At 63.1% G+C, this 26,838-nt stretch carries 26 protein-coding genes; 19 read left to right on the forward strand and 7 right to left on the reverse strand.

Annotated features, from left to right (window positions below; all coding sequences use genetic code 11):
• Positions 1–45: 45 nt before the first annotated feature.
• The 5 genes from rfbC (at position 46) to qrcD (ending at position 5,404) form a co-directional block, all read left to right on the forward strand.
• Positions 46–612 carry a dTDP-4-dehydrorhamnose 3,5-epimerase gene (gene rfbC / locus BR00_RS07425; RefSeq protein WP_496476958.1) on the forward strand — a complete coding sequence of 189 codons (567 nt, stop codon included), beginning with the start codon at positions 46–48 and terminating at the stop codon, positions 610–612.
• Between the two features lie 148 nt (positions 613–760).
• The gene (gene qrcA, locus BR00_RS07430) at positions 761–1,300 is read left to right on the forward strand and encodes a menaquinone reductase multiheme cytochrome c subunit QrcA (protein ID WP_496476959.1); all 540 of its coding nucleotides are present in this window, start codon (positions 761–763) and stop codon (positions 1,298–1,300) included.
• 11 nt (positions 1,301–1,311) lie between these two features.
• Complete coding sequence (gene qrcB / locus BR00_RS07435; RefSeq protein ID WP_496476960.1) at positions 1,312–3,357, forward strand: menaquinone reductase molybdopterin-binding-like subunit QrcB; 2,046 nt, start codon at positions 1,312–1,314, stop codon at positions 3,355–3,357.
• Between the two features lie 45 nt (positions 3,358–3,402).
• Positions 3,403–4,176, forward strand: coding sequence for a menaquinone reductase iron-sulfur cluster-binding subunit QrcC (gene qrcC, locus BR00_RS07440; protein ID WP_496476961.1), 774 nt, complete (start codon positions 3,403–3,405; stop codon positions 4,174–4,176).
• Positions 4,169–5,404: a menaquinone reductase integral membrane subunit QrcD gene (gene qrcD / locus BR00_RS07445; RefSeq protein WP_496476962.1), complete on the forward strand. Its 1,236-nt coding sequence runs from the start codon at positions 4,169–4,171 to the stop codon at positions 5,402–5,404. The genes qrcC and qrcD overlap by 8 nt, the downstream gene beginning before the upstream one ends.
• Before the next feature lie 348 nt (positions 5,405–5,752).
• Here qrcD and BR00_RS07450 read toward each other — a convergent pair whose 3' ends face one another.
• Complete coding sequence (locus BR00_RS07450; RefSeq protein WP_496476963.1) at positions 5,753–6,448, reverse strand: 4Fe-4S dicluster domain-containing protein; 696 nt, start codon at positions 6,446–6,448, stop codon at positions 5,753–5,755.
• A 384-nt stretch (positions 6,449–6,832) separates the two neighbouring features.
• Here BR00_RS07450 and moaA point away from each other — a divergent pair, with 384 nt between their 5' ends.
• Entirely contained in the window at positions 6,833–7,825 is a 993-nt protein-coding gene (gene moaA, locus BR00_RS07455) for a GTP 3',8-cyclase MoaA (protein ID WP_496476964.1), read from the forward strand.
• On the opposite strand, the gene BR00_RS07460 is transcribed toward moaA, so the two are convergent.
• Positions 7,822–8,238 carry a hypothetical protein gene (locus tag BR00_RS07460; RefSeq protein WP_496476965.1) on the reverse strand — a complete coding sequence of 139 codons (417 nt, stop codon included), beginning with the start codon at positions 8,236–8,238 and terminating at the stop codon, positions 7,822–7,824. The genes moaA and BR00_RS07460 overlap by 4 nt on opposite strands.
• Positions 8,239–8,301: 63 nt before the next feature.
• Between BR00_RS07460 and BR00_RS07465 the strand changes: the two genes are divergently transcribed.
• From BR00_RS07465 to BR00_RS07510, 10 genes are all read left to right on the forward strand, one after another.
• The gene (locus BR00_RS07465; protein WP_496476966.1) at positions 8,302–9,312 is read left to right on the forward strand and encodes a PhoH family protein; all 1,011 of its coding nucleotides are present in this window, start codon (positions 8,302–8,304) and stop codon (positions 9,310–9,312) included.
• Complete coding sequence (gene ybeY, locus BR00_RS07470; protein WP_496476967.1) at positions 9,296–9,727, forward strand: rRNA maturation RNase YbeY; 432 nt, start codon at positions 9,296–9,298, stop codon at positions 9,725–9,727. The genes BR00_RS07465 and ybeY overlap by 17 nt, the downstream gene beginning before the upstream one ends.
• A 9-nt stretch (positions 9,728–9,736) precedes the next feature.
• Positions 9,737–10,366, forward strand: coding sequence for a hypothetical protein (locus BR00_RS07475; RefSeq protein WP_496476968.1), 630 nt, complete (start codon positions 9,737–9,739; stop codon positions 10,364–10,366).
• 67 nt (positions 10,367–10,433) lie between these two features.
• The gene (argF, locus tag BR00_RS07480) at positions 10,434–11,330 is read left to right on the forward strand and encodes an ornithine carbamoyltransferase (RefSeq protein WP_496476969.1); all 897 of its coding nucleotides are present in this window, start codon (positions 10,434–10,436) and stop codon (positions 11,328–11,330) included.
• 13 nt (positions 11,331–11,343) lie between these two features.
• On the forward strand, positions 11,344–12,549 hold the full coding sequence (locus BR00_RS07485; RefSeq protein ID WP_496476970.1) for an argininosuccinate synthase: 1,206 nt from the start codon (positions 11,344–11,346) through the stop codon (positions 12,547–12,549).
• Complete coding sequence (gene argH, locus BR00_RS07490) at positions 12,546–13,952, forward strand: argininosuccinate lyase (RefSeq protein WP_496476971.1); 1,407 nt, start codon at positions 12,546–12,548, stop codon at positions 13,950–13,952. The genes BR00_RS07485 and argH overlap by 4 nt, the downstream gene beginning before the upstream one ends.
• A gap of 85 nt (positions 13,953–14,037) precedes the next feature.
• The gene (locus BR00_RS07495; RefSeq protein ID WP_496476972.1) at positions 14,038–14,493 is read left to right on the forward strand and encodes a multiheme c-type cytochrome; all 456 of its coding nucleotides are present in this window, start codon (positions 14,038–14,040) and stop codon (positions 14,491–14,493) included.
• 9 nt (positions 14,494–14,502) lie between these two features.
• Positions 14,503–16,170, forward strand: coding sequence for a methyl-accepting chemotaxis protein (locus tag BR00_RS07500; protein WP_496476973.1), 1,668 nt, complete (start codon positions 14,503–14,505; stop codon positions 16,168–16,170).
• 2 nt (positions 16,171–16,172) lie between these two features.
• Positions 16,173–17,780 (forward strand): transglutaminase-like domain-containing protein, encoded by a 1,608-nt coding sequence (locus tag BR00_RS07505; RefSeq protein WP_496476974.1) that lies wholly within the window; start codon positions 16,173–16,175, stop codon positions 17,778–17,780.
• A gap of 21 nt (positions 17,781–17,801) precedes the next feature.
• Positions 17,802–18,764, forward strand: a complete 963-nt coding sequence (locus tag BR00_RS07510) for an ABC transporter substrate-binding protein (RefSeq protein ID WP_496476975.1) — start codon at positions 17,802–17,804, stop codon at positions 18,762–18,764.
• Between the two features lie 70 nt (positions 18,765–18,834).
• Here the strand turns inward: BR00_RS07510 and BR00_RS07515 are convergent, their stop codons facing one another.
• A complete protein-coding gene (locus tag BR00_RS07515) occupies positions 18,835–20,508 on the reverse strand; it encodes a Na/Pi cotransporter family protein (RefSeq protein ID WP_496476976.1) in 1,674 nt (557 codons plus the stop codon).
• 124 nt (positions 20,509–20,632) lie between these two features.
• Positions 20,633–21,499, reverse strand: coding sequence for a universal stress protein (locus tag BR00_RS07520; protein ID WP_496476977.1), 867 nt, complete (start codon positions 21,497–21,499; stop codon positions 20,633–20,635).
• 91 nt (positions 21,500–21,590) lie between these two features.
• On the opposite strand from BR00_RS07520, the gene murJ reads away from it, so the two are divergent.
• From murJ to BR00_RS07535, 3 genes are read left to right on the forward strand one after another with little or no spacing between them, the layout of a single operon-like run.
• Entirely contained in the window at positions 21,591–23,144 is a 1,554-nt protein-coding gene (gene murJ / locus BR00_RS07525) for a murein biosynthesis integral membrane protein MurJ (RefSeq protein WP_496476978.1), read from the forward strand.
• A 39-nt stretch (positions 23,145–23,183) separates the two neighbouring features.
• Positions 23,184–24,416, forward strand: a complete 1,233-nt coding sequence (locus BR00_RS07530) for an LL-diaminopimelate aminotransferase (RefSeq protein ID WP_496476979.1) — start codon at positions 23,184–23,186, stop codon at positions 24,414–24,416.
• Between the two features lies 1 nt (position 24,417).
• A complete protein-coding gene (locus tag BR00_RS07535; protein WP_496476980.1) occupies positions 24,418–25,170 on the forward strand; it encodes a tRNA1(Val) (adenine(37)-N6)-methyltransferase in 753 nt (250 codons plus the stop codon).
• Here BR00_RS07535 and BR00_RS07540 read toward each other — a convergent pair.
• From BR00_RS07540 to BR00_RS07550, 3 genes are all read right to left on the reverse strand, one after another.
• Entirely contained in the window at positions 25,145–25,285 is a 141-nt protein-coding gene (locus BR00_RS07540; protein WP_496476981.1) for a hypothetical protein, read from the reverse strand. The two genes, BR00_RS07535 and BR00_RS07540, sit on opposite strands and share 26 nt — an antisense overlap.
• A gap of 10 nt (positions 25,286–25,295) precedes the next feature.
• Positions 25,296–25,967, reverse strand: coding sequence for a CBS domain-containing protein (locus tag BR00_RS07545; protein WP_496476982.1), 672 nt, complete (start codon positions 25,965–25,967; stop codon positions 25,296–25,298).
• A gap of 71 nt (positions 25,968–26,038) precedes the next feature.
• On the reverse strand, positions 26,039–26,833 hold the full coding sequence (locus BR00_RS07550; protein ID WP_496476983.1) for a carbon-nitrogen hydrolase family protein: 795 nt from the start codon (positions 26,831–26,833) through the stop codon (positions 26,039–26,041).
• Between the last annotated feature and the right edge of the window lie 5 nt (positions 26,834–26,838).

Raw genomic sequence — 26,838 nt, forward strand, 5'->3', positions numbered from 1 at the left:
TTGGGATAGCGCTGCCCGCGAGTTTGACGTCCAGGAGGGCCCTCTATGGAAATTCGGACGGGATCCATCCCAGGAGTGGTCTTGGTGCGGCCGCGGCGCTTCGAAGACGACCGGGGCGCCTTTTGCGAGACCTACCGCGAGGATGTGTGGCGGAAGGCCGGCATTGGCGCCCGGTTCGTGCAGGACAACAGCGCCTGGTCCCGACGGGCAGGCACGGTGCGGGGGCTCCATTTCCAGGCGCCTCCCCATGCCCAGGCCAAGCTCGTGCGGGTGGTGCGTGGCCGCATCATGGATGTGGTGGTAGATTTGCGGCGGGACTCACCGAGCTATCGGCGCTGGGAGGTCTTCGAGCTCGACGCTGCGGCCCGCTGGCAGCTTTTCGTACCCAAAGGACTGGCCCATGGGTACATGACCTTGGAAGACGACACCGAGGTCGCCTACAAGGTGGATGCCTTCTACGCCCCGGAGGCTGAGGCGGGCATTCGCTGGGACGACCCGGATCTGGCTATCCCCTGGCCTGCGTATGTTCCCATCGTCTCGGCCAAAGACCGCCAGTTGCCCGTGCTCGCAGACGGGGAGTTTTTGTGGGGCACGGAGGAGTGGGAGAAGTGATATCTCCAATGATTTGAGACGAGTACATTTTGCGGTGTCTCGTGATTTTTTTCATAAAGTCTTGACAGGGCCAAAGGCTCGTGCGTAGAGCTCGGCATTATTTTTTTGTTGTTTTTTCAACATTTCAACGCGGTAGGAGGAGAGGACCGTGGCAAACTCGAAAAGCAGCGTCGTTCTGCCGTTTCTCGTGGGTGTGGTGGCGTCGCTGGTCCTGGGGTGGTGGGCATTCCCCAAGGTCTTGTACAGTCAGAAGACCCAGCCCATCCGCTTCGACCATGTGGTGCACGTGGAAGATCAGGCCATGACATGTGATCAGTGTCACACGTTCCGGGAGAACGGCTCCTTTGCTGGCCTGCCCACGACGCAATCGTGCGCGGATTGCCATTCGGACGTGCAAGGGGAAGACCCCGAAGAGGAGCGCTTCGTCACCGAGTACGTGCAGCAGGGCAAGGAAGTGGAGTGGCTCGTGTACCAGTACCAGCCGGACAATGTCTATTTTTCCCACATCGCACACAAGGATATCGAGTGCACCAAGTGTCACTTGGATGTGGCTAACATGAAGAATCCTCCGGTGTACTATGAAAACCGCATCTCCGGGTACAGCAAGAACACCATGAAGATGTGGGAATGTGAGCGGTGTCATGCCCAAAATGGCGCCAGTAACGCCTGCTTCGTATGCCATAAATAGAGGAGTGGGACATGGGACTTGATAGAAGAAGCTTTCTTTCTCTGGTGGCAGGCGGCGTTGTCGGCAGCCTTGCCACTCCGGTGGTGTGGAAGACCTTGGATGACGTCTCCATCTGGTCGCAGAATTGGCCATGGATCCCTCGTTTGAAGTACGGCGAGGAGACACTCCTTCCCTCCTTGTGTAAGCTGGGTACGGATGCCTATGGCGTTCAGGTGAAGCTGGTGGCTGGCCATCCGGTGGCGGCGTACGGCAATCCCGAGCATCCCCTGAGCCGCGGCGGCATCTGTCCTTTGGGCGCGGCCAGTGTGCAACTCCTCTACAGCCCATCTCGGGTGCGGAGCCCCAAGAAGCGCGTGGGCGATTCCTTCGAGGATATCTCCTGGGAAGAAGCCGAGGCGCTTTTGACCGAGCAGCTCAAGGCCGCAGGCAAGGACGTGGCCTTGGTGAGCGGGGATGACACCGGTAGCGCGGCCGAAGTCCTGGCCGGACTGGTGGCGGCCTTGGGTTCGGAGCAGACCTATTTCATGCCCAGTGAAGGCGCTGCCGCTGCCGCGGCCTTGGGGCTTTTGGGCGGCGACGGTCTGGTGGGCTATGACTTGGAAGGGGCGGATTATGTGCTTCTTCTGGGTGCTGACGCCCTGGGCGCGTGGGGGACGACCCTGCGCAACGCCAAGGCCTTTGCCGATGGCCGGGAGCGGGCCGTGCGTGTGGTGTACGTGGGCCCGGCCATGACCGCGACCGCTGCGGTGGCCGATGCCTGGATTCCGTGTACGCCGGGCACTGAGGGCGTCGTGGCCATGGGCCTGGCCAATATGATCCTGGAGCGCCGTGCGCTGTCCAATGTGGCGGGGCTGGAGCAGTTCCGCAAACAGGCCGCGGGCTTTAGCCCGGATGTGGTGGCCACGCGCAGCGGTGTGGCGCCGGAAACCCTGCTCGGCTTGGCCAAGGAACTGCTTGTGGCAGGCAAGCCCCTGGTGGTGCCGGGTACGACCGCGGCCCAAGGGCTGGCGGTGTCCGACGCTGCGGCCGCTTTGGCGGTCAATGTGCTGCTCGACCGCATCAACATGCCGGGTGGTGTCATGGTGCTGCCGTGGGGTCCCAAGGTCGTGGCCGCCGCCCCGGACAAGAAGGCCATGATGGGCCGCGATGTGGTGGGCTATCTGGCCGCCGTGGCTGCGGGGAACGCGCCGGCGCCCAAAGTGCTTTTGGTGCATGCCGCCAACCCAGCCTACGCGCTGCCGGATCTGAAGACCGCACAGACCGCCTTGGATAAAGCCGGGTTTGTGGTGTCCTTCAGCTCCTTCATGGACGAGACTGCGGCTCAGGCGGATCTGATCTTGCCCGATAGCCTCACCTACGAGCGCTACGACGACGCCTACACCCCCTATGGTTCGGGGCAGGCCAATTACACCATGGCCGCGCCCATCCTGAAACAGCCGCTCTTCGCCACCAAGGCCGCCGCGGACGTGGCCCTGGGCGTGGCCGCCAAAGCGGGCGTCGATTTGGGCTTTGCCTCCTTTGAGGAGGTGCTCAAGGCCAAGGCCGAGGCCCTGGGGCTGGATTTCGAAGCCGCGGCCACGGGCACGGTATGGCTGGGGACGGAATTTGCCGTGCAGCAGTTGGACCTGGCCAAAGTCCAGGCTCCGGCCCTTCAAGAATCTGCCACGGACGTCACCCTGGTGCCGGTGGCCAATTTGAAGATCGGCAGCCCCAAGGTCGCTACTCCGCCCTTTGGCACCAATGTCATCAGCCCGCGGGAACTCCAGGGCAAAGACATGGTGGTGGCCATGAACGCCGCCACGGCCTCCAAGCTGGGGGTGCGTGCCGGTGACGCCGTGACCCTTTCGGGGGCGGGTGGTGAGTGTCGTGCCCGGGTGCGCATCTTCGAAGGCGTTGTGGACGGCGCAGTGATGGCGCCGCTAGGTCTCGGCCATACCGCATGGGATGCTTTTTCCAGAGGCAAGGGCGCCAACGTGTTTCAGATCCTGGGCACGCAGACGGATGTGGCGGGCTTTACCCGCTTTGCCACTGCGCCGGTGGGCGTGCGCAAGGCCTAAGGCGTCACTTTTCTGCACCCTGGAAAAGAGAAGAGGATAGCAGCAATGCAACATATGGAATTCAAAGTGAAGTGGGGCATGGTCATCGATCTCGACAAATGTACGGGATGTGGGGCCTGTTCCATTGCGTGTCGGGCGGAAAACAACATTCCACCCATGCAAGATGCATCCAATAAATTGCGTACCACGGATTGGATGAATATCTATGAACTCTCTAATGGGAAGAAATTTCCCGATCTGGAGATTGCTTACCTGCCGCGTCCGTGCATGCAGTGCGGCAACCCCTCGTGCTCCACGGTCTGTCCTGTGGTGGCAACCACCAAGGACGAAGAGGGCGGAATTGTGAGCCAGGTGTATCCGCGCTGCATCGGGTGTCGGTACTGCATGGCCGCGTGTCCCTATCATGCCCGCTACTTCAACTGGTTCGATCCCATTTGGCCGGAAGGCATGGAAAAGACCCTCACGCCGTACGTATCGGCCCGGCCCCGCGGCGTAGTGGAAAAATGCACCTTCTGCCATCACCGTTTCAACGCCGCCAAGGAGCAGGCCCGTGCTAATGGCGCCGATCCCTTGGATTTACCGGAAGATGCGTATATTCCGGCCTGTGCCGAAGCCTGCCCCACGGGGGCCATTGTTTTTGGCAATCTCAAAAATCCCGAGCACCGCGTGGCCAAGCTCGCTGCCTCCAAGTATGCCTTCCGCCTCTTGGCGCGGCTCGGCACGGACCCGCAGGTGTACTACTACTCCAAGCGGGATTGGGTGCGGCAGCTGGGAGACAACTACCTGCAGAAGGAACTCAAGGGAGGCGAGCATGTCTGAGAGAGAATTCTGGCCTGAGGGGGTGGAGCGCTGCGATCTGGGCAAATTTTTGGCCTGGCTCGGCTTCATCTCGATCTTCCTCTTGTGGGGTGCGTACGGCGCCTACAAGGTCCTGGGCACGGGTATCGGTGTCACCGCCCTGGACAACTATTTCGGTTTCGGTTTGTGGATCACCTTCGACCTGGCGGTCATCGCCTTGGGCGCGGGCGCCTTTTTCTCCGGGTTCTTGCGCTATATCATGCGCATCGATGAGCTCAAAAACATCATCAACCTGGCGGTGATCGTCGGCTTCCTCTGCTACTCCGGCGCCATGCTCATCTTGGTGCTGGATATCGGCCAGCCGCTGCGGGCCTGGTTCGGCTATTGGCATCCCAATGTGCACTCCATGCTGACGGAAGTGATCTTCTGTATCACCTGTTACTGCACCGTGCTCATCATTGAGTATGTGCCCCTGATCCTGGAGAATCGCCAGATCGCCAAGAACCGCTTCTGCCATCATCTGGCCCATAACTTCCACGTGTACATGCCGCTTTTCGCGGGCATTGGCACCTTCCTGTCCACGTTCCATCAGGGGTCCCTGGGCGGCATGTACGGTGTGCTCTTTGGTCGGCCCTTTGTGTTCCGCGAAGGCTTCTTCATCTGGCCGTGGACCTTCTTCCTGTTCGTGGCCTCGGCGATTGCTTCGGGCCCGGCCTTCACCATGCTGTGCGCCACTTTCATGGAGACCATTACCGGTCGTAAGCTGGTGAGCTACGAGACCAAGAAGCTCATGGGCAAGATCGCTGGTCTGCTCCTGTGCTTCTACATGTTCTTCAAGATCCTCGACACCTATGCCTGGGCCAAGGGGATCTTGCCGGGCATGGGCCTGACCTTCGATCAGATGTTCAATAGTGAAGCCGGTTATGGCAAAGGATGGTTGTGGGCGGAGCTCTTCTGGTGCGGCATCATCCCTGCCATCATGCTGGTGACTCCGGCGGTGCGCAATCGTCCTGCCTTGTTGTATACGGCGGCTATCCTCGATTGCGTGGGCATCGTCATCAACCGCTTCGTCTTCACCGTGCAGGCCCTGGCCATTCCCGTCATGCCTTTTGATCAGTGGTTCTCCTACTCCCCCAACTGGGCGGAGTGGTCCACCTCGCTTATGATCGTCGCGTACGGATTCCTGGTCATGAGCCTTTCCTATCGCTATCTGCCCATCTTCCCTCAGGAGCGGGCGCTGAACCGGTAGTCGGGAGCTTCCTCAGTAGAGAGGGCCGCCGTACGGCGGCCCTCTCGCGTTTGGCTATCTCACAGCACAGCAAACGATCGTTGCAGCCCAATTTTTCCAGTGCATCAGCCTCATGCACGGTGTGCATCGTGCATGAGGCCGATTGTGTTTCTTGCCTAACGAACCTCTCCATGCTTCCGTCCACAGCTCATGCACGGCCAGAGCTGTGAATGTGCGTGATAACCTTGCGGCTTGCTGACGCGGCCAGGATCCGTTTGGAGCATCCGCTGGGCAGGCCTTGTGTGCTGTGGTGTTCCGCGCTGGGGTTTGGGCGGAGGCCAGGACAAACGCTTGGAAGGACAACGGGAGTCAGCGGCGGAGGAAATCGAGGCCGGTGCGCTCGATCACCTCGCCGAACCGTTCGCCTTGGCAGTGCCGCAGGTGGTGCTCGATGCATCTGTGCACCACCTCCAACACCATCTGCGGGGAGGCGAGCTCGGGAAGTTCGGTCCCCAGGCGGGGATGGCGGCCGAGCTTGCCTCCCACAAGCACCCTGTAGCCGCGCCGGTCTTCCTCGATGCTGCCAGTGGGGCACACCCGGATGCACTGGCCGCACCCCAGACAGCGTTCCGGGGCGATCACGGGTGCGCCTCCGCTCAGCCGGATCGCTCCTTCTCGGCAGACGGCAATGCAGCGCATGCAGGAAGCGCACGTCGCCGCTCCCGGCTGGGGGAATACGGCGCCGATGCAGCCCACATCCACGATCTGCGGCCGCGAGCAGGCGTTGGGACAGTGGGAGATGGAAATCTTGAATTCATGATGGGACTTGAGGGGCCCGCGGATCCTTTCTTGCAGCTGGCTTTGGAGGTCCAGGGAGTCCAGGTGTCGCTTCAGGGCTTGGAGAAGGTCGTCGCCGTTGTCGATCCGGTTGGGACAACCTCGGTCGCCGAAGCAGCTCTCCACCCGGTAGCCCTTGATCTCCCCTTGGTGTTGCTGGCGTTGCCTGGGGCAGGCGGAGAGATGCTCCCCAGGACTTGCTCGGCGAGGATCCTTCTGGTTTTTCATTCGGGACTGCGCGAAGGATGGTGTCTGCCGTATGCTTTCTTCTGCGTTCTTGGTCCATTTCATGGTGCACCTTGGGGACGGTTGGGGTGGCGCCTGCTTTACTCGAAAAGTTGTCCGGAGGCTGATGAGCGCCGGATACTCTGGATGTCCGCGTTCGTTCTTTGATCTGGGTCAAGGAGGGCGGAAACGTGTTCGTGCTGCTGGGCACCCTTCGGCACGGGGGCGCCAATGTTTTGCGTGGTCCGTCCCTGGCCGGCGCCGGATCAAGATACGAGCGCCACAACACAACGCGGATGTCCAAAAATCCCAAGACTCTCAAAGCGGCGCCGCAGTTTGACACTCCTGCCGGGTGCTTCTATGCCCACGAGCACATTGGAGGTGCCCATGCTCATGGATCGTCACGGCCGCACGGTGAGCTACTTGCGGCTGAGCGTCACGGACCGGTGCAATCTGCGCTGTCTCTATTGCCGGCCTGCGGAAGCTATTTCCTTCATCCCTCATGAGCGCGTCCTTTCCTACGAGGAGATGATCGAGATCGTGGCGGCTGCCCAGGAGCTCGGGGTGCACAAGGTGCGCCTGACCGGCGGAGAACCGTTTGCCCGCAAGGATTTCGTGCCCTTCGTGGCGCGACTGCACGCGCGCTTTCCCAAGCTCGATCTTCGCATCACCACCAACGCCACCTTGCTTGCTGGTCGCATGCCCGAGCTTCGGGACGCCGGGGTGCGCACCGTGAATATTTCTTTGGATACGCTGTCGCCGCGCACTTTTGCACAAATCACCGGGGTGGATGCCCACCGCGTGGTGCTGGCCGCCATCGAGGAGGCTCTGGCTTCCGGCATCCGGGTGAAGATCAATGCGGTTGCCCTGCGCGGTATCAATGACACGGAACTTCCGGCCTTTGTGGATTTTGCCCGCACCTACGGGGTGGATGTGCGCTTCATCGAGTTCATGCCCATCGGCTACCAATGCCGCTGGACCGAGGAAAATTTTTGGTCCGCCGAGGAGATCGTGGCGGCCTTCCATGCCATGGAGACCCTGCGTCCGGAAACCAACACCGAACCCCATAGCGGTCCGGCCCGCATGTATCGTATCATCGGCTCGCAAGGCCGTTTTGGGGTCATCTCTGCGGTGAGCCATCACTTTTGCGCCAGCTGCAACCGGCTGCGGGTGACCTGCGAAGGCCGTTTGCGCACCTGTTTGTTTTCTGACGAAGAATACGACGTGGCCGACGTGCTGCGTCGCCCGGACTACCAGCGCACGCAGCTCTTGGAGCTCTTTCAGCGAGCCAATGCCGCCAAACCTTTGGGATATGAGCTCTTGGCGGCCCGCAAGCGGAACAACGTATGCCAGCGGGTGATGACCACCATTGGCGGCTAGGAGCGGCCGGTCTTGGAGGAAGGGGATGGCCCTGGCCCTTTTGACGGTTTGTGGCGGGTGACCATGCGGTCCACCTCTTCCGGTGAGGGCGGGATGGCGAGCAGCGGGGCGCTGCCTTCGAGCATGGTGTCCAGGTTGTGGGTCTCGATGTGCAGATCCGCGCCGAAGGCGTCCTCCTGTAAGGCGAGATATGCGGTTTTGGCAAAGGCCCGGGTTTTGGCCCACCAGCTGCGGCCTTTGCGCTCCCAAAAGCGCTGCGAGCTGGCATAGGCATAGAGTCCGGCGCAGGCCAAGGCGGCAAGGTTGGTGCGGATGGCGCTTTTGAGCGCCTGGGAGACCATGTGGCGTGCTTCGCGCACGGCGGCGTGGGTTTCTGGCCGAATGGCGGGAAGTGTGGGTGGTTTCTGGGGCATAGGTCCTCGGTGCGTTGAAATACAGTGCGGCCTTTTAGGTCAGGGATGGGGGTTTGGCAACGGATGGAGCCGACGGTGGAGCGGGAGATTCGTTTCGGAGACGCCGACGTGGCCCGGGAGGTCTGCGGCCCGGGCGGGGCGTTTTTGGAGACCGTGGCCGGCATGACCGGACTTTCGGTGAGTAGCGTGGGGGCGACCGTGCGCCTTGCAGGCGAGGATACCATCATGGTGGACGTGGTGGCGGAATTCTTTGCCCAGGTGGCGGATTTGGTGCGCGCGGGCTACCGCCTGTTCGACCGGGATGTGGAGCAGGGGTTGCGCCTGATGCTGCGTGACCCCAAGGCCAGGCTGGCCCAGTATTACCGGGAGTCGGTGTTTGTGGTGTCCTCGCGCAAGTCGGTGATGCCCAAGACCGGTCGGCAGCGGGAATACATCCATGCATTGCGGGAAAGTGATCTCACGTTGGGCATTGGCCCTGCAGGCACGGGCAAGACCTACTTGGCCGTGGCGGTGGGGGTGTGGTTCTTCTTGCAAAAGCGGGTCAAGCGTTTGGTGCTCACCCGTCCGGCCGTGGAGGCCGGGGAAAAGCTCGGATTTTTGCCCGGCGATTTGGTGGAAAAGGTCAATCCGTACCTGCGCCCCCTCTACGACGCCCTGCACGACATGCTCGACCCGGTGCGCGTGCAGGAGATGATGGCCTCGGGCAGTATCGAGATCGCGCCGCTGGCCTTCATGCGCGGCCGCACTCTCAACGACGCCTACGTCATCCTGGATGAGGCCCAAAACACGACGCCGGAGCAGATGAAGATGTTTCTCACCCGCTTGGGCTATGGCTCCCGGGCGGTGGTCACCGGGGACGTGACCCAGATCGATCTGCCGGGCCACGTGGACTCCGGCCTGGTGCAGGCCATCACCGTGCTGCGGGACGTCCCGGGCGTGGCCATGGTGCACTTCGATCAGGCCGATGTCATCCGACATCCTTTGGTGGGCCGCATCGTGCAGGCCTATGAGCGTCATGCCCGCAGCGCGGCCTCCGATCCTTCCCGGAGCAACTCCCATGGACATCGTCGTTGATACTTTTCCCGATCCCCGCCTGCCTTTTTCCCCTTCGGAGCTGGCGGACCTTGTGCGGTGTTTGGCGCGCACCTTGCAAATTCCCCTACACGGCTTGGCGATCCGCATCACCCACGACCAGGAAATGGCCGAGCTCCATGCGCGTTTCGCCGGTGGTCTGGGGCCTACCAACGTGCTCAGTTTTCCCACCGAAGAGCCCGACCGTCTGGGGGATCTGGTGCTTTCTGCCGATACCGTGGCCCGGGAAGCGGAACTCTACCTGCAGCCCTTCCGGGCGTACGCGGCCCGGCTCGTGGCCCATGGGCTCCTCCATTTGGCGGGGCTGCCCCATGGACCGGAAATGGACGCGTTGACGGACCTGGCGGTAGCCCAGTGCGTAGCCGAAGTCCCGGGATTTGCCTGGGGGGAGCCGTAAGGAGGAGACGTGCGCTACTGTCTTGGGATGCTGCTTATGCTGCTTGCGGCCTGCGCCCCGCAGGGGGATGCCACGCTGCATCTGCACGGGGTGAGCTGGTACGCCGACAGCGGGGTGGTGTTGGCCCCTGTGGAAGAGTCGGTGGTCCCCGTCAATGTGGCAAGCGTGCCGGAGCGGGCAGTGGTCCTGCCTTTCGTCCTGGAAGGCGAGGCCCGGCACCGCCGCGCCATCAGCGTGGGACTCACCGGCACGCTGTGCGATGTGTGGCGGCGCTTGCGGGTCTTTCCCGCCCTGGAGTTCGATGCCGACACCCGCGTCTCCAGTCGGGAGGAGGCCCTGGCCTGGGCCCGGACAAAGGGGGCCACGGTGTTGGTCACGGGCCGCCTGCATCCGGTGCTCGTGGGCGGCGGGCTCGGGCGCACGGAGATCGGCGTCCAGGTGGAGGCGGTGTGGGTGGCCACAGGGCAGACCTATTGGAGCGCGAGTCAGGCCGGCGTGCTCGAAGGCGCTCCGGTGCGGGACTACGTGGTGGTGCGGCGCGCCGAGCGTTTGCCCCGGCATCCGGAAGTAGCGGTCATGGCCGCCATCGCCGAGAGCCTTGGGCAGACCTACCTCGCCCATGGCGAGGAGATGCCGTGACTTTACAAGGCCGGGCCTTGCTTTGTAGCGGAATTTTTTCCGTAACCTTTAATTCCAGGCAGACGCTATGAAGCATTTTCTTTCCTTTGCAGATTTGTCGACCCAGACCGCCATGGCCCTGGTGCGCCGCGGCGCGGCCATGAAGGCGGAGAATTTCCGCTCCGAGCAGCTTTCGGGCAAGACCATTGCCCTGATTTTTGAAAAGGCTTCCACCCGGACACGGGTGTCTTTTGAGGTGGCGGTGCGCCATTTGGGCGGGTCCACCATCTTTCTTACTCCGGCGGACTCGCAACTGGGCCGAAGTGAGCCCCTGCGCGACACCGCCCGGGTGCTTTCGCGTTATGTGGACGGGCTGGTGGTGCGTACCTTTGCCCAGGCCAATCTGGAAGAGCTCGCCCGCTTCGGCTCCATCCCGGTGATCAATGCCCTCAGCGATCTGCTTCATCCCTGCCAGGTACTCTGCGACGTGCTCACCATGTACGAGCGCACGCCTGACCTTGGGTCGCTCATCGTGGCCTGGGTGGGGGACGGCAACAACATGGCCCATTCCTGGATCGAGGCCGCCGCGCTCTTTGGCTTTACCTTGCGTCTGGCCACCCCGGCGGGATTCGAGCCCGACGCCCAGGTGGTGGCCGCGGCCCGCGCCGCCGGCGCCCGGCTGGAACTGGGACACGACCCCAAGGCCGCGGTGCGTGGGGCCCATTACGTGAACACCGATGTGTGGGCCTCCATGGGGCAGGAAGCCGAGGCCGGAGCACGGCTTGCCGCGTTTTCCGGATTTCAGGTGGATGCCGCGCTCATGGCCCTCGCCCATCCGGAGGCCAAGTTCCTCCATTGTCTGCCCGCGCACCGCGGCGAAGAGGTGAGCGAGGAGGTCTTCGAAGGTCCGCAGTCCATTGTGTTCGATCAGGCGGAAAACCGCCTCCACATTCAGAAGGCCATCTTGGAATGGATCTTTGCGTAGGAGAATACGACCCATGAGTGATATCAAAAAAATTGTGCTCGCCTATTCGGGCGGCTTGGATACGTCCGCCATCCTCAAATGGCTGGCCGTGACCTACGAGTGCGAAGTCATCACCATGACCGCGGACTTGGGGCAGGGAGAGGAGCTTTCCGGTATCGAGGAGAAAGCCCACGCCACCGGGGCCACCAAGGCCTATGTGGTGGATTTGCGGGAGGAGTTCGCCCGGGACTACGTCTTTCCCATGATGCGCGCCGCTGCGGTGTACGAGGGCGGCTATCTGCTGGGCACCTCCATCGCCCGGCCGCTCATCGCCAAGAAACTGGTGGAGATCGCCTTGGCGGAGGGCGCCCAGGCCGTGGCCCACGGCGCCACGGGCAAAGGCAACGACCAGGTGCGTTTCGAGCTTTCGGTCATGGCCCTGGCCCCGCAGATCCGCACCATCGCCCCGTGGCGGGAGTGGTCGCTGCGCTCGCGCACGGACATCCTCGCCTTTTGCCGCGAGCACGGCATCCCCGTGCCCGTGACCGAGGCCAAGCCCTATTCCTGCGACCGCAACCTGCTCCATTTGAGTTTCGAAGGCGGGGAGCTGGAAGATCCGGCCGCAGAGCCCGGCCCAGGGACGTATCTCTTGTGTGTGCCGCCCGAAAAGGCCCCGGACACCCCGGAGGAAGTCACCGTCGTCTTCGAGGCCGGAGATCCCGTGGCGGTGAACGGCGAGCGCCTGTCCCCGGCGGGCATCTTCGAGCGCCTCAACGCCTTGGGCGGCAAGCACGGCATCGGTCGCCTGGACATGGTGGAGAACCGCTTCGTGGGCATCAAGTCCCGCGGGGTGTACGAGACCCCCGGAGGCACCATTCTCTACCGCGCCCGGCGTGATCTGGAAGGCATCACCATGGACCGGGAGCTGCTCCATCTGCGCGACAGCCTCGTTCCCCGCTATGCCGAGATGGTGTACAACGGCTTTTGGTTCTCCCCGGAGCGCGAGGCCCTGCAAGCCTTCATGGACAAGGCCAGCGAGCGGGTCACCGGTGAAGTGCGTCTGCGCCTCTACAAGGGCGGGGTATATCCGGTGGGCCGGACTTCCCCGTGCTCGCTCTACAACCCCGACCTTGCCACCTTCGAGCGCGATGAGGTCTACAACCAAGCGGACGCTGCGGGCTTTATCCGCCTGCATGGCTTGCGCCTCATGGCCCAGGCGGGGCTTGGAGGCCGGTCGTGAGCCAGGCCAAACCTTGGGGAGGGCGCTTTGCCGAGGCCACGGCCCCGGAAGTGGAGCGCTACACCTGCTCCTTGGATGTGGATCGGCATCTGGCCATGGAGGATATCGCCGGCTCCAAGGCGCACGCCCGTATGCTCGCCCGTCAGGGCATCCTCACCGAGGCCGAGGCCCAGGCCATTGTGGACGGCTTGGAACGTGTGGCGGAAGAGATTCGCTCCGGCGTCTTTCCGTGGCGGGAGTCCCTGGAAGACGTGCATATGAATATCGAAACCCGGCTCGTGGAGCTCATTGGTGAGCCGGGCCGAAAGCTCCATACCGGCCGCTCCCGCAACGATCAGACCCTGCTTGATACCCGCCTGGCCACGGCGAAATTCGTGCGCCAGTGGCGGCAGGCGTTGGTGGAGCTCATCGGCGTGCTGCTGGCGCGGGCCAAGGAGCACTGCGAGACGCTGCTTCCGGGCTGCACCCATTTCCAGCCCGCCCAACCGGTGAGCCTTGCCCATCACCTCCTTGCCTATGCCCAGATGTTCCGGCGGGATGTGGAACGCATCGATGGCTTGCTCCCCCGGGTGGAGGTCTCGCCTTTGGGGGCGGCGGCGCTGGCGGGGACCACCTATCCCCTGGACCCGGCGGCCGTTGCCGCGGAAGTGGGATTTGGGGCCGTCTTCGCCAATAGCATGGACGCCGTGGCGGATCGGGACTTTCTGGTGGAGGCGGTGTGCTGCGCCAGCATCATCATGATGCATGCCAGTCGGCTGTGCGAGGAAATCGTCATCTGGGCCAATCCCCAATTGGGCTTTGTGCGCCTCCCGGATGCCTACAGCACCGGTTCTTCCATCATGCCGCAGAAAAAAAATCCCGATGTGGCGGAGCTCATGCGGGGCAAGACCGGACGGGTGTATGGCGATTTGGTCGCCCTCTTGACCATGATGAAGGGACTGCCGCTTACGTACAACCGCGATTTGCAGGAAGACAAGGCGCCGCTCTTGGATGCCCACGCCACGGTGCATGCCTCGGTGCGGCTGCTTGCCGGCATGATGGCGTCCATGGAGTTCGTGCCGGAAGCCATGACCCGCGCGCTGCAGCGAGGATATATCAATGCCACGGAGCTGGCGGACTACTTGGTGACCCGCGGCGTGCCGTTTCGCGACGCCCATCACCAGACCGGCGCCGTGGTGGCCTACGCGGAAGGCAAGGGGGTGGGGCTGGAGGACTTGTCTCTGGAGGAGATCCAGCGCTACGCCCCCAAGGCCGGGCCGGAGGTGTTCGACGCCCTGCGTTTCGAGGCCGCTGTTGCCCGGCGCAACACCCCCGGCGGGACCGGGCCGGCGGCCGTGGCCCGGCAGATGGCGGATCTGGAGGCGTGGCTGGATGCGCAGCCTGAGCGCGCTCGTGTGTCGTAATGCTCCAATGGGTTATTGACGCTGCCGGTAACTCAGGCTAGCGCAACCCAGGCCTGAAAAAAATACGTTGGAAGAGGGAGGTACTATGCGGTGGGTTTTGCTGGGGCTCGTGCTCGTGGGACTGACGCTTCCGGCGCTCGCGCAGGAAAACCGCTATGTGGGGAGCCAAGCTTGCGCGGATTGTCATGAAGCCCAATATGCCAGTTATAAGGCCAACAGTAAAAAGGCCCATTCCAGTCGGACAGTGCAGCAGATGGCCTCGGACCTCACGGAAGAGGAACTGAAGAGCTGCTTTGCGTGTCACGCCACAGGGTATGGCAGTCCCGGCGGGTTCGTGAGCTTTGAAAAGACCCCGGACTTGGCCGACGCGGGCTGTGAAGTGTGTCATGGCCCGGGCGGGGCGCATGTGGACTCCGGAGGGGATACCTCGCTCATCAAAGGCCGGGGCGCCATTCGTGTGGAGGACTGCATGACGTGCCACACCCCCGAGCGGGTGCGGGCCTTTGGTTTCAAACCCACCCTCTATAGCGGCGGACACTAGGAGGCGGCCATGGATATCTTCAAGCGTTCTTTGGGCGCCAAGCTCATGGCCATTACTGCTGTGGTATTGGTGGTCGTCTTTGGTGTGCTGCTCATGGTGGCCTCGTGGAACCAGCGTCGGGCGAGCCTTGCGGAGATCGCGCACGGCGCGGAGCGCATGAGCGAGCTCCTCTCCATGGCCATCGCCAAACCCATGAGCATTGGCGACCACGAGGCCACGACGGAAAAATTCGCCGAGATTGCCGCCAAATACCGCGATGTGGAGGTGTACCTCACCAATTTCAAAGGCGAGATCACCTATGCCACCAAGGTGGATACCCTGCGTCAGCCCCTGGCCAAGCCGCTGCCGTATCCGCAAGTGCAGGCCATGGTCCAGGAGCGGCTGCGCACGACGACGGGCATGCACGGAGAACTGGTGGATCTGGACGGTATCCCGTATTTCCTCGAGGTCCGCTCCGTGCCCAATGCCCCGGAGTGCCACCATTGCCACGGCAGCTCGCAGCCCATTCTTGGGGCCATGGTGGTGCGCCAGGATGTTTCGTCGCAGATGGGGGGCTTGCGTACCGCGCAGGCCATGATGGCCGGGCTCTTTGCCGCTGGCTTGGTGGTTCTGCTCGTGGTGCTTTCCGTATTCTTGCGCATTTCTGTGGTGCGTCCGCTTACTCGGGTGGCGGAGGCTACGGCCCGGGTGAGTGATGGGGATTTGACAGTGGAGGTGCCGGTCACCAGCCAGGACGAAGTGGGGCAGCTTGCCCGAAGCGTCAACACCATGGCCGCCCGGCTCCGGGACCTTTTGGGGCAGGTGCGTTCCGGCGTGGAGACCTTGTCGGGCACTTCCACGCAGCTCGATGGTGTGGCCCAAGCGGTGGCCGATGTGGCGGCGGACAACGAGGCGCGCTCGGCCCGCGTGGCCCAGGCCGCCGACGGTATTGCCGGGGATATGCGTTCCGTGGCTGCGGCCACGGAAGAGGCCACGGTGAATATCTCCACTGTGGCGGCGGCCTCGGAGGAGATGAGCGCCACCATCGAGGAAATCGCCCGCAATGCCAGCCGCGCCAAAGACATTACTGCCGGCGCCGTGGAAACGGCCACGGCGGCAGGCGCGGACGTGGACCGCTTGGGCGAGGTGGCGGCTCAGATCCATTCCGTCACCGAGGCCATTACCGCCATTTCCTCGCAGACCAACCTTCTCGCCCTCAACGCCACCATCGAGGCGGCTCGGGCCGGTGAGGCAGGTCGTGGTTTCGCGGTGGTGGCCAATGAGATCAAAGAACTGGCCAACCAGACCGCCCGCGCCACGGAGGAGATCCGGGAGAAGATCGCCGGTATCCAGTCGGCCACGGACACCACGGTGGGCCGTATCGAGCAGATCCGCGGGGTCATCGGTGACATCGACGCCATCGTGGCCACCATCGCCGCTGCAGTGGAAGAGCAGAGCGTGACCACCCGCGACATCGTGGACAACATCAGCCAGGCCTCGGTGGGCTTGCAGGAAGTGAGCGCCAATGTGGCCCGCACCACCGATGGTGTGGCCCAAGTGGCCGGCGAGATGGGCAGTGTTCGCCAGTCGGCGGCCCTCATGACCGAGCAGGGACATCAGACCAAGGCCAGCGCGCAGAGCTTGCTTGCGCTCGCCAAAGAGCTGGAGGCCTTGGTGCGCACCTTCAAGACGAGTTGACGATGCCTCTGGTCTTCGCTCTGGTGCTGCTCTTTGCCGTGACCCCCGGAGTCTATGCGGGAATCATGGCGGTGGACGGGAGCGCTGGGACGTGGACCGGGACCTGTGTGTTGACGTGGCGCGCGGAGGATCTGGAGCGGGTGACCCGCCTGGACCTCCGCCTGCCGCTTCTTGTCTCCCGGCAGGGTTGGGGATGGCAGCTCACTGCGGGCGCGCCGTCCATTTCCGCAACCCCCAATCCTGCATGGCAAAAGCATGAATCCGGAAGCGTGACCATGCAATGGCACCACCAGCGGCCGCAGGTGCAGGTGGAAGTGCGCATCCCGGTGCGCCTGACCAGGCAGGTCATGCCGCTGAATGCCACTGCCGCATATCCGCTCGAGAGCATCGCTGCCGATGCCCGGCCGTTTTTGGCGGCAACCCCGTGGGTGGACCCTGCCGCCGTGCGCGCCCAGGTGCAGTCCGTGGTGGCCGGTGCGGCAAGCGCGGTGCAGGCCGTGGTGGACGTGGCGGCCCTGGTGCGCGGGCAATGGGGGTTTCGTCCTGCCCAGGTGGTGGAGGACAGTACCTCCGTACTGCGCCAGGGAAGCGGTGACATATCGGGCCTGGTGCACGCGTGGCTGGCGGCGCTGCGTGCGGCCGGCTTGCCTGCCCGGGCGGTGGTGGGCGTGGACGCTGGCCAGGACATGGAGGTGGAGGGGGGCGGCGCTGCGTTGCGAATCCCTGGGTTTTCGGGCCTTTCCGCCTGGGTGGAAGTGTGGCTCCCGGACATGGGGTGGGTCTCTGTGGACGTGCGCGGGCTGGTAGGCTGGCTGCCTCCAGGGCGGGTGCCTTTGGTGGTGGACGTGGACGTCCCTTCGGCCTTGGCTCAGGCCGCGGTGCGGTGGCGGCACGTGGCCGGGGTGCGCGTGACCCCGCGGTTTGCCTGGCAGGCGGAGCTCGTGGCGCCGCCGGGGGAGGACCGACTTGGGCTGCGTTCGGAGTTGCCGGGGCCGCACCTCGTGTTCCCTGCCCCCGGCCCGCGGCGTAAGCCGTTGCGTCCCCGTAAGGACTATGTCCACCCGGCGCGGGTGTGGTGTCCGGAACCCTTTCCCATGGGCATGCCTGCCCGCTACGGCCCGGCCCGCGCGCTCAATCCGGAGTCTATGGAAACAGTTCCCCAGATCTTTTGGCGCCCCCGGCGGATCCTGACCGATCGTCTGCATTCCCTGGCGCAGCAAATGCGTGTGGACGCCAACGCATCCTTGGATTTCGTGGAACTTGCCGTGTGGCGGCAAGCCGGGGGCGGTCAGATGTGGGTGGAGATTTTTACCGATACCGCAAACGGCACCTCTGCTGCAGGCAGTCCGGGGGAGCGGGTTTTGGCTTCCCGCCCGGTGGCGGCCCGGGATATTCCCACGCAGCCCGCTTGGGTTCGCTTTGCATGGCCGCACAACGCCACGCTGCCCGCAGGCCGGTATTGGATCGTTCCGCAATTTTCCGGGGCCTTGCAGGCTTTTTGGCTCGTGGATCCGGTCCCATTGGGACAGGAACTCGGGCTTTCCAGCATGCTGTCTCCCGGGTCGGTGACGCCGTTTGCCGCCCGGGGATGGATGCGCCTTTGTCCGTAACGACAACCAAATGGAGGAGCGATGCGATACTTTTGGTGGAGTGTTCTGTGCACCATGATGCTGGTCTCGTCGGCCTCGGCGCAGACCTATCGCATTTCGGTCAATCAGTTTGTGGAGCATCCCTCGCTGGATGCCGTGCTGCGCGGGGTGCAGGATGGGCTGCAGGAGCAGGGCGTGGTGGCGAAGTTCTCAGTACACAACGCTCAAGGCAATATGGCCACCGCGGTGCAGATCGCCAGCCAGATCGCCGGCGAAGAACCAGATCTGGTCTTGGCCATCGCCACGCCGTCGGCCCAGGCCTGCGCCCAGGCGATGAAGAAGTCCCCGGTGCTCGCCCGGGTGCCGCTGGTGTTCACCGCCATCACCGATCCGGTGGCTGCGGGGTTGGTGGAGGACTTGGCGCGGCCTGGAAAGAATATCACCGGAGTCTCCGACAAGCTGCCGGTGGATAAACATTTGGCCTTGGTGCGGGAATGCCTGCCGAAGCTCACCCGCTTGGGGGTTATCTACAGCACCGGGGAAGCCAATTCCCGCGCCACGGTGGACGCCGTGCGCGCCGAGGCCGAGCGTTTGGGATGGACCGTAGTGGAGGCAGGGGTGACCAAGTCCGCGGATGTCTATCAGGCGGCCAAGTCCTTGGTGGGGCAGGTGGACGCCATCTATATCCCCACGGACAATACGGTGGTTTCGACTCTGGAGTCGGTCATCAAGGTGGGGACTGAGGCCAAGATTCCGGTGTTTTCTGCAGATGTGGATTCTGTTGCGCGGGGTACGGTGGCTGCAGTGGCCTTTGACTATTATCTGCACGGCAAGCAGACCGCCCGCATGCTGCGCCGCATCCTTGTCGATGGCGTGGCGCCAGGAGAAATCCCGGTGGAGCGGCAGGACGCGCTCATTTTGCATGTGAATCTCAAGGCCGCAAAGGCCATGGGGCTCGATATTCCGGAGGCGGTGCGCCTGCGCGCCGAGAAGCTCTATCAATAGTTGCCCACTTTGCAGGAATACAAAAAAGGCGGGACTGGCTCCCGCCTTTTTGTATTCCTCGTCCAGGGCGTTAGGCCTGCCGGGTGATGGCCCGGGCGATGGTGAAGCAGCAGTCGCCGATTTTTTCCATTCGGGTGATCATGTTCATGAAGATCGTTCCGCCTTCCACAGAGCATTGGGCGTTTTTGAGGCGCTCGATGTAGGCGCAGCGGATATTTTCCCGCAGGGCGTCGATGGATGCCTCCAGGACTTCCGCTTCTTCCAGGAAATTGGCCGACGGGGTGCGCAGCCCCTGGCGGATGAGTTCCAGGAACTGAGCCACCTTTTCACGCATGGTCTGGAGGTCTTCCCACGATTGGGGGGACATGGGGATGTCTTTGTCCATGATGTCTTCGCCCAGCATGGCGATGATCTCCACCGCATCCCCGATGCGCTCCAGATTGTTGATGATGCGGATCTGCTCTGAAATCTCCTGGGATGCCTCCTCGTTGATCTCGCTTTGCATGATCTGGGTGAGTACGAGCATGAGGGTCTTGTGCATTTCGTCGATATGCCGTTCAAAGCGCTGCCACTTGCGGATGTTCTTGTGGTCGTGCTGCATGATACTTTCGATGGCATTGCAGTATGCTGCGCGGACCACTTCCGCCATATGTAGAATTTCTCCACGTACCTGTGCCATGGCGGCAACAGGATTGTCCAAGGTGCGTTGGTCGAATTGGGGCATGCGGAAGAGCGGATCTCCGGCCTCTTTGTCTTTGGGCGAGAGGGCAAGGGTCGCCTTGATGAGAAGTGGGAAAAAAACCAAAAATACTATGGCGTTGAGAACATTGAACAAGGTGTGGGCATTGGCCACGAAACGTCCTGCATGCGGATAGGCTCCGTCCACCATGGTATTGGCAGGGGCATGCATGAGGGTGATCGTCAGCCAGTCCACTCCCTGCAAAAACCAGGGAAAGATGGCGGTCACCAGAATGACGCCCAGGACGTTGAACAGCGTGTGGGCGTTGGCGGCGCGGTAGCTGTTCACGTTGCCGGAGCCGATGGTGGCAAGCTGGGCAGTGATCGTGGTGCCGATGTTTTCGCCAAGCACCAACGCGATGGCTGCGGGTAAACTGATGAGCCCTTGGGTGGCGAGGGTCATGGTGAGGCCTACGGTGGCGGACGAGGACTGAACAATTATGGTCACTACGGCTCCGGTGAGAATACAGAGCACGAGGCCGCCGGCGTGGGCAGGATCGAACTTGGTGAAGAAGTCCACCACTGCAGGGTCGGTGCGTAGCGGTTTGAGTCCACTGCTCATCAGCGAGAGGCCGAAGAAGAGGAGACCAAATCCCGCGATAATTTCGCCGGCATATCGATACTTTTTGCGGGTGGCGAAAAATTTCATGGGCACGCCGATGGCGATGGCCGGCAGCGCCAGGGCCGTGAGTTTGAAGGCAATGAGCTGGGCGGTCATGGTGGTGCCGATATTGGCGCCGATGATGACGCCTACGGCCTGCTCCAAGGTCATGAGTCCTGCGGTGACGAAGCCGATGACCATCACCGTGGTGGCCGAGGACGATTGGACGATCGTCGTGACCACTGTGCCCGTAAGGCACCCGAGAACGCGGTTGGAAGAGACCGCACGCAGGATATTGCGGATGCGGTTGCCGGCGGACATCTGCAGTCCTTCGGTCATGAACTTCATTCCCAGGACGAAAATCGCGAGTCCACCCAGGGTGTTGACGATGACGGAAAGATACATGCTTCCCCCTGATTGTTGCGGAAACGTTACAAACCGCGCGGGGCCGTAACGGAAAAAGGGGATTGAGGGAAGATGTTTTTCGGCGTTCTGGAAATACCGCTGGCGTCTCGAGGTGGGCCTTCTCCTAGTGGCAGATCCAAAGGGTTGCCCAGTCGAGCTTGCGGAAAAGGCGCATACTGACCGAGCCGAGGAGGTGGAGACTATGGGTTTCGCCCTTGCCGGTGCGTCCGATGCCCACTACCCCGTAGGGGACCTCTTGGGTATGGCGCAGGATGGCCTCGGCCGGATCGTCGCCGTCGAGAACGATGTCGTGGATGCGTTCCGTCGCAATACCGTTTTGGGTCAGCATGTCCCGCGCTTGGGTGAAGACGTGGCGCACATGGTCCGGGCTTGCCCCGCGGTCGATATAGGCCACGGAAATATGGTGCTGGGGTTCGTCGCGCAGCATGTAGGCCATGTGGTCTGCGCAGCGCAGGCTCGCCGGGGAGCCGTCGGTGCAGAGCAGCGCGTGGGGCTGGGGCTTTTCCGTGCTGCGGCTCACCCAGAGGGGGATGTCCATCGGGGTGACGAAGACCTGTTTGCTCACGCTCTCGGAGAGGAGTTCTTCCAGCCGGGAGATGCCGCGCCGACCCAGGCCGATGGCGTCATAGATGCCGGCCATGCCTTCTTGGATGATATCCGTGGCGGTGCCGAACTGTTTATAGCTGATCTTTTTGTGGATATTTGCTGCAGGGAAACCTTTGCCCACGAGAAAGTCCGCGGCGCGCGCAAGCGCCGCTTCGGCTTGCTGGCGGATGGAAGCCTCCCGGCGGGAGAGGGCATGGTAATCCTCCACGATATCGGCCTGGCTGAGCCCGGCCCGGGGGTTGGGGGCCACGTAGAGGAGCGTGATGTGGAACGCCTGGGTGTGCTGGAAATAGCCGCAGGTAAAGCGCAGACTGCATAGGCCGCTTGTATCGTCGCTTACGGTGAGGAGCACGTGTTTGTCCATGGCAGACTCCTTCGCAGGGGCAGATTTCCCCATTGGCATTGCCAGGCAAGGGGCGTAGGCGTCAACGCCTGGATTTCTTGAGGAGGAATGCATGCAGCGCCTGGCGAAAAACGCCTCGGTGGTGGCTGGAGCCACTTTGGTGAGTCGAGGACTCGGATTTCTGCGTGATGTCATCATGGCCTATGCCCTGGGAGTTTCGGGCATGGCCGACGCCTTTTTCGTGGCCTTCCGGCTCCCCAACCTGCTGCGGAGCCTTTTTGCCGAGGGCTCCTTGGCCATGGCCTTCGTGCCCACTTTCGTCAAAGTGCGCAGCGAGTCTGGAGTGCAGGCGGCCTTTACGGTGGCCCGCTCCGTGCAGCTGTGGCTTTTGGGGATCCTTGGTCTCATCACGCTAGGGTTCCTGCTTGCCCCGCAGACCGCCGCCATGCTCGTGGCCTCGGGATTCGCCGTCACCCGGCCAGAGCTTTTTGAGCGCACGGCCGAGCTCGTGGCCGTGTGTTTTCCGTATATCCTCTGCATCTCCAGCGTGGCCCTCTGCATGGGGATCCTCAATGCTTGCGGGCATTTTCTCGTGCCAGCCCTGGCGCCGTGCCTGCTCAACATCTGTTTGATCGCGGCGAGCCTTTTGGCCTTGGCCGTGCATGGCGATGTGGCCTGGTTTTTGGCCTGGGGAGTGCTCGTTGCCGGAGTATGCCAGTGGCTGGCGCAGCAGCCGGTCTTGTGGCGGGTGGGGTTTTCCTGGAAGGGCCCGGTGGATCCGCTGGGGCCCGGAGTGCGGCGTATCGGACGTTTGATGCTGCCCACCGTGCTCGGCTCGGCCGTGTACCAGCTCAACATCCTCATCGGTACTGCCATGGCCTCGTTTTTGCCGGAGGGTTCGGTTTCCAGCCTGTACTATGCGGACCGTCTGTTCCAATTTCCTTTGGGCGTCGTGGGCGTGGCCGTAGGGGTGGTGGCCTTGCCGTCTCTTTCCGGCCTTGCCCGGGTGGAAGACCGACCGCGTTTTGTCGGGGTGCTCAGACAGGCACTGGGACTCACGCTGTTTGTCAATCTGCCTGCCGCCGCAGGCTTGGCGGGCCTGGCCCTCCCTTTGGTGGATACCCTCTTTGGCCATGGCCGTTTCACGGCAGCGGGCATCCATACCACGAGCCTCGCCCTCGTGGCCTACGCTGTGGGGTTGCCGGCCTTTTCGTGCGTACGATCCTTGGTGGCCGCCTACTACGCCCTGGAAGACACCCGCACCCCGGTGCGCGTGGCGGTCATCTGTCTTGGGGTGTACGTGGCCACCGGGTTTGCGGCCATGCAGGTGTGGGGGGCCGTGGGCCTGGCGCTGGCCTCGTCGGTGTCCGCCTGGGCCAACGTGTTCCAATTGGGCTTGGGCTTGCGCCGACACCTGGGCTCTTGGGTGGAAGGCGTGCGGCTGTGGGGTGGATATGCCGCGTTGAGCCTGGGGATCGCCCTGGGGTGTCGGGCTTTGTGGTCGTGGGGGGCGTGGTCGCTGGCGACCATCCCGGTATGGGCGGGGGCTTACGGGCTCTTTGCCTTGCGTTTGGGCGCCCCGGAGGCCACGCTCGTGGCCAGCGCCCTGGTGCGGCGTTTCCCCCGGCTGGCCTTGCTTCTTGAAGGTCGCGGCGCTTCCCGCTAACGAAGAGGCGCATCTTCACTGTCAACCCGCGAGGAAAGCATGATCCATATCAACGAAAACTACCGCAAGCTGACGGCATCCTATCTGTTTGCCGATATCGCCCGCCGAGTGGCGGCGTACACGGAGGCCAACCCCAATATTCGTGTTCTGCGCCTGGGAATCGGTGACGTGACGCACCCCCTGCCGCCGGCGATCATCACCGCCTTCCACGAAGGGGTGGAGGAGATGGCCCGGGCCGAAACCTTTCGGGGCTATGGCCCGGAGCAGGGGTACGCCTTTTTGCGCGAGGCCATTGCCCGGGAAGACTTTCAATCCCGCGGCGCTCAGATAGAGGCCGATGAGATCTTCGTGAGCGACGGGGCCAAGTGCGATACCGGCAACATTCAGGAGCTCTTTGCCCAAGATGCCCGCGTGGCGGTGCCGGACCCGGTGTATCCGGTATACGTGGATACCAATGTCATGGCGGGGCGTACCGGTGCCTTTGTCCAAGGCCGCTACGAGGGCCTCGTCTATTTGGAGGGCACCAAAGCCAATGGTTTTGTGCCGGATTTACCCAGCGCCCCCGTGGACTTGGTATATCTGTGCTATCCCAACAACCCCACTGGTGCCACCATCACCCGCGAGGCCCTTTCCCGCTGGGTGGAATGGGCCCAGGAGCACAAGGCAGTCATTCTCTACGATGCAGCCTATGAAGCGTTTATTCGCGATCCAGAGATTCCCCACTCCATCTTTGAGATCCCCGGCGCCCGCAAGGTGGCCATCGAGTTCCGCTCCCTCTCCAAGACTGCCGGGTTTACGGGCACGCGTCTGGGCTACACGGTGATCCCCAAAGAGTGCGTGGGCTATAGCGCCGACGGTACCCCTCAGAGCCTGCATGCCCTATGGCACCGCCGCCATACCACCAAGTTCAACGGGGTGTCCTATCCGGTGCAAAAGGCCGCTGCAGCGGTGTTCACTCCCGAGGGGCGCGTCCAATGCCAGGCCCTCATCGACGGCTATTTGGCCAATGCCGCCCGCATCCGCGCCTGCTTTGAAGAGCTCGGGTATTTTTGCGTGGGCGGGGACAACTCCCCGTACGTGTGGGTGGAATGCGGCATGGATTCCTGGGCGTTCTTCGACATGCTGCTGACTCAGGCGGGCGTGGTATGCACGCCGGGCGTGGGCTTTGGCGCGTGTGGCGAGGGCTATGCCCGGTTCTCCGCCTTTGGCAGTTCTGAGACCGTGGACGAGGCCCTGGAGCGGCTACGGCGGATCGTTCCTGCCCGCTCGTGATATGACCTTCCCCCGTGGCCTGCTGCAGCCTGCGGCGGGGTACCGGTTTTCCCTCGACGCCCTGCTCTTGGCCGCCTTTGCGCGGCCCAAGGGCCGGGTCGGCTTGGATTTGGGCGCTGGCTGCGGCGTGGTGGGCCTGGGGATACTCCAGCGCGTCCCGCACGTGCGCATGCTGGCCGTGGAGCAGGATGCGGAACTGTGCGCCTGCGCCGCGGCCAATGCCGTCCGCTTGGGTGCGGCGCCGCGGCTGCATGTCCTCCGGGCGGATGTGCGCCGACTTCCCGTGCCGGCGGAAAGTGTGGATTTCGTGGTGTGTAACCCGCCGTACCGCCGTCCAGACACGGGCAGGATGAATCCGCACCCCATGCGGCGGGCGGCGCGGTTTGAAGCCGGGGGCACGCTGGCGGATTTTCTGCGCGCTGCGGCGTGGAGCGTGCGCAACCGGGGTGGGTGCTGGTTCGTGTTCCTGGCCGAGCGCCTTGATGAGCTCCTTGCTGGCTGCCTGCGCGAGCGCCTGCGGCCCAAGGAGCTTGTGCCCGTCGTCTCACGCCCGGGAACCCCTGCGCGCTTGGTGCTGCTCTTTGCCGTCAAAAACGGCGGCGCTGGCCTTACGGTGCACGCGCCGCTCGCGCTGCACTCCGCGCCTTGCTGCGGGCCGACGCCGCAGCGGTTTTCGGCGTCGGCCCGGCAGTTTTGTCCATGGTTGGAAGATGGGCCAAAATGCAGAGCTACTTGCTCAGCCGGCCAAGAATGAAGGCGATGATGGCTGTCGCGATGAGCATCCCCACCACATAATCTGTATCGAGAGCGTTTTGGAATGTGGCGACGATATGCTCGAAGGTGTCCTTGATGGGGTAGCTTTCTTGCATAGCGTTTTCGTTAGACGAGGGGTTTGATGTTGTCGCGTACCCAGAAGCTCAGAGAATGCTGCTTTTCCAGCTCCGCTTTGAGCTCGTTGAGTACCGCCTTTTCCATGTCATGGATGCGGATGTAGACGTTGCGGTATCCGGCCTCCACATTGTCATAGGACGTCAGAATGGAGATGACGCGGGCTTTGTGGGCCCGGAGTATGTCCAGCACTTCCTTGAGCGTTCCCCGCTCGTCACGAAGTACCACGCCGAACTGAATGCCGCCGTGGTGTACGCCGGTGATGCTGAGGAGCACCTTGTACACCTCGGTCTCCGAGACGATGCCCACCAGGGCGCCGGCGTCGTCGAGCACCGGCAGGCCGGAGATTTTCTTTTCCTGCATGATGGCGGCGCATTTGAGGATGGTCTCGTTTTCGTTCACAGTGATGGGATTTTTGGTCATGATATCCCGGATCTTCACTTCCGAGAGCAGATAATAGAGCTCGTGCACGTCGAGGGTGGTGGCCTTGGAGGGGGAGGCCTCCTTGATGTCCCGGTCGCTGACGATGCCCACGAGTTTTTCGCCGTCCACCACGGGCAGGCGGCGGATGTTATGCTCCTTCATGATTTTGGAGGCACGCATCATGGAGGTTTCCGGGTCTACGGTGATGGGGTTCTTGGTCATCCAGTTCTTGACGATCATGCGACTCTCCTGGGTTGAAATGGGTTGCTGTTGAGATTTGTGCGGAGTGGTAGCGCTGTTGGCGGCCTTCGTCAAAGCTCCAGTACATGACACAGGGACGGCGGCGCCCCGTAGAGGTCTTTTCGGCGGCAGGGCGTGGGGTCGAGGTGAGCCGTCGCGGGGGAGACCTGCGCTACCAGGATGTCCGGAGCCTCTCCGAGTGCTTCGAGCTCGGCGTTTGCCGACACGGCGGCCGAGAAGCCGGCCAGGGGAAAGGGGGCGCCTCCGGTATGGTTGGCCCCGAAGATGGCCATGCCGTTTTCCGCGGCCCGGGCAAGGAGCAGGGCCTGCCAGACGTGGCGGCGCTTGCGCGGCCAGGCTGCGGCCACGAGGGCGCCGTGGCAGCCTGCGTCGCGGTAGATGCGAAAAAGTTCCGGGAAGCGGAGGTCGAAGCAGATGGCCAGTCCCAGGCGGATGCCCTCCGCCTGGATGGCCACAGGAGTCGAGCCTGGAGTGAACACCGCGGGCTCGTCCACCTTGGGGGTGCGGAAGAGATGCATCTTGGCAAAGGAGCCCCGCAGTGCGCCGCCCTTGTCCCATACGGCAAGGGCATTGGTGAGGCCGTGGGCGGTGGGCAGGGCCACGCCGCAGACGACGATGAGGCGGTGGGTGTACGCCAGGCGGCCAAGGGTCTCTGTGGTGCGCGGCCAGAGGTCGTGGGCGTGGCTGGCGGCCGCGGTAAGGTCGTAGCCGAAGTCGGCAAGTTCGGGGAACAGGACGAGCGCTGCCCCCATCTTTGCAGCTTGGGCTCCGGCGCGCGCCATGGCCGTCAGGTTGTCGGTGTGTCCGCCACAGGCCGGTTGGGTTTGGACGATGGCGATACGCATGGTGG

It is taken from the genome of Thermodesulfomicrobium thermophilum DSM 16697 (assembly GCF_059568695.1).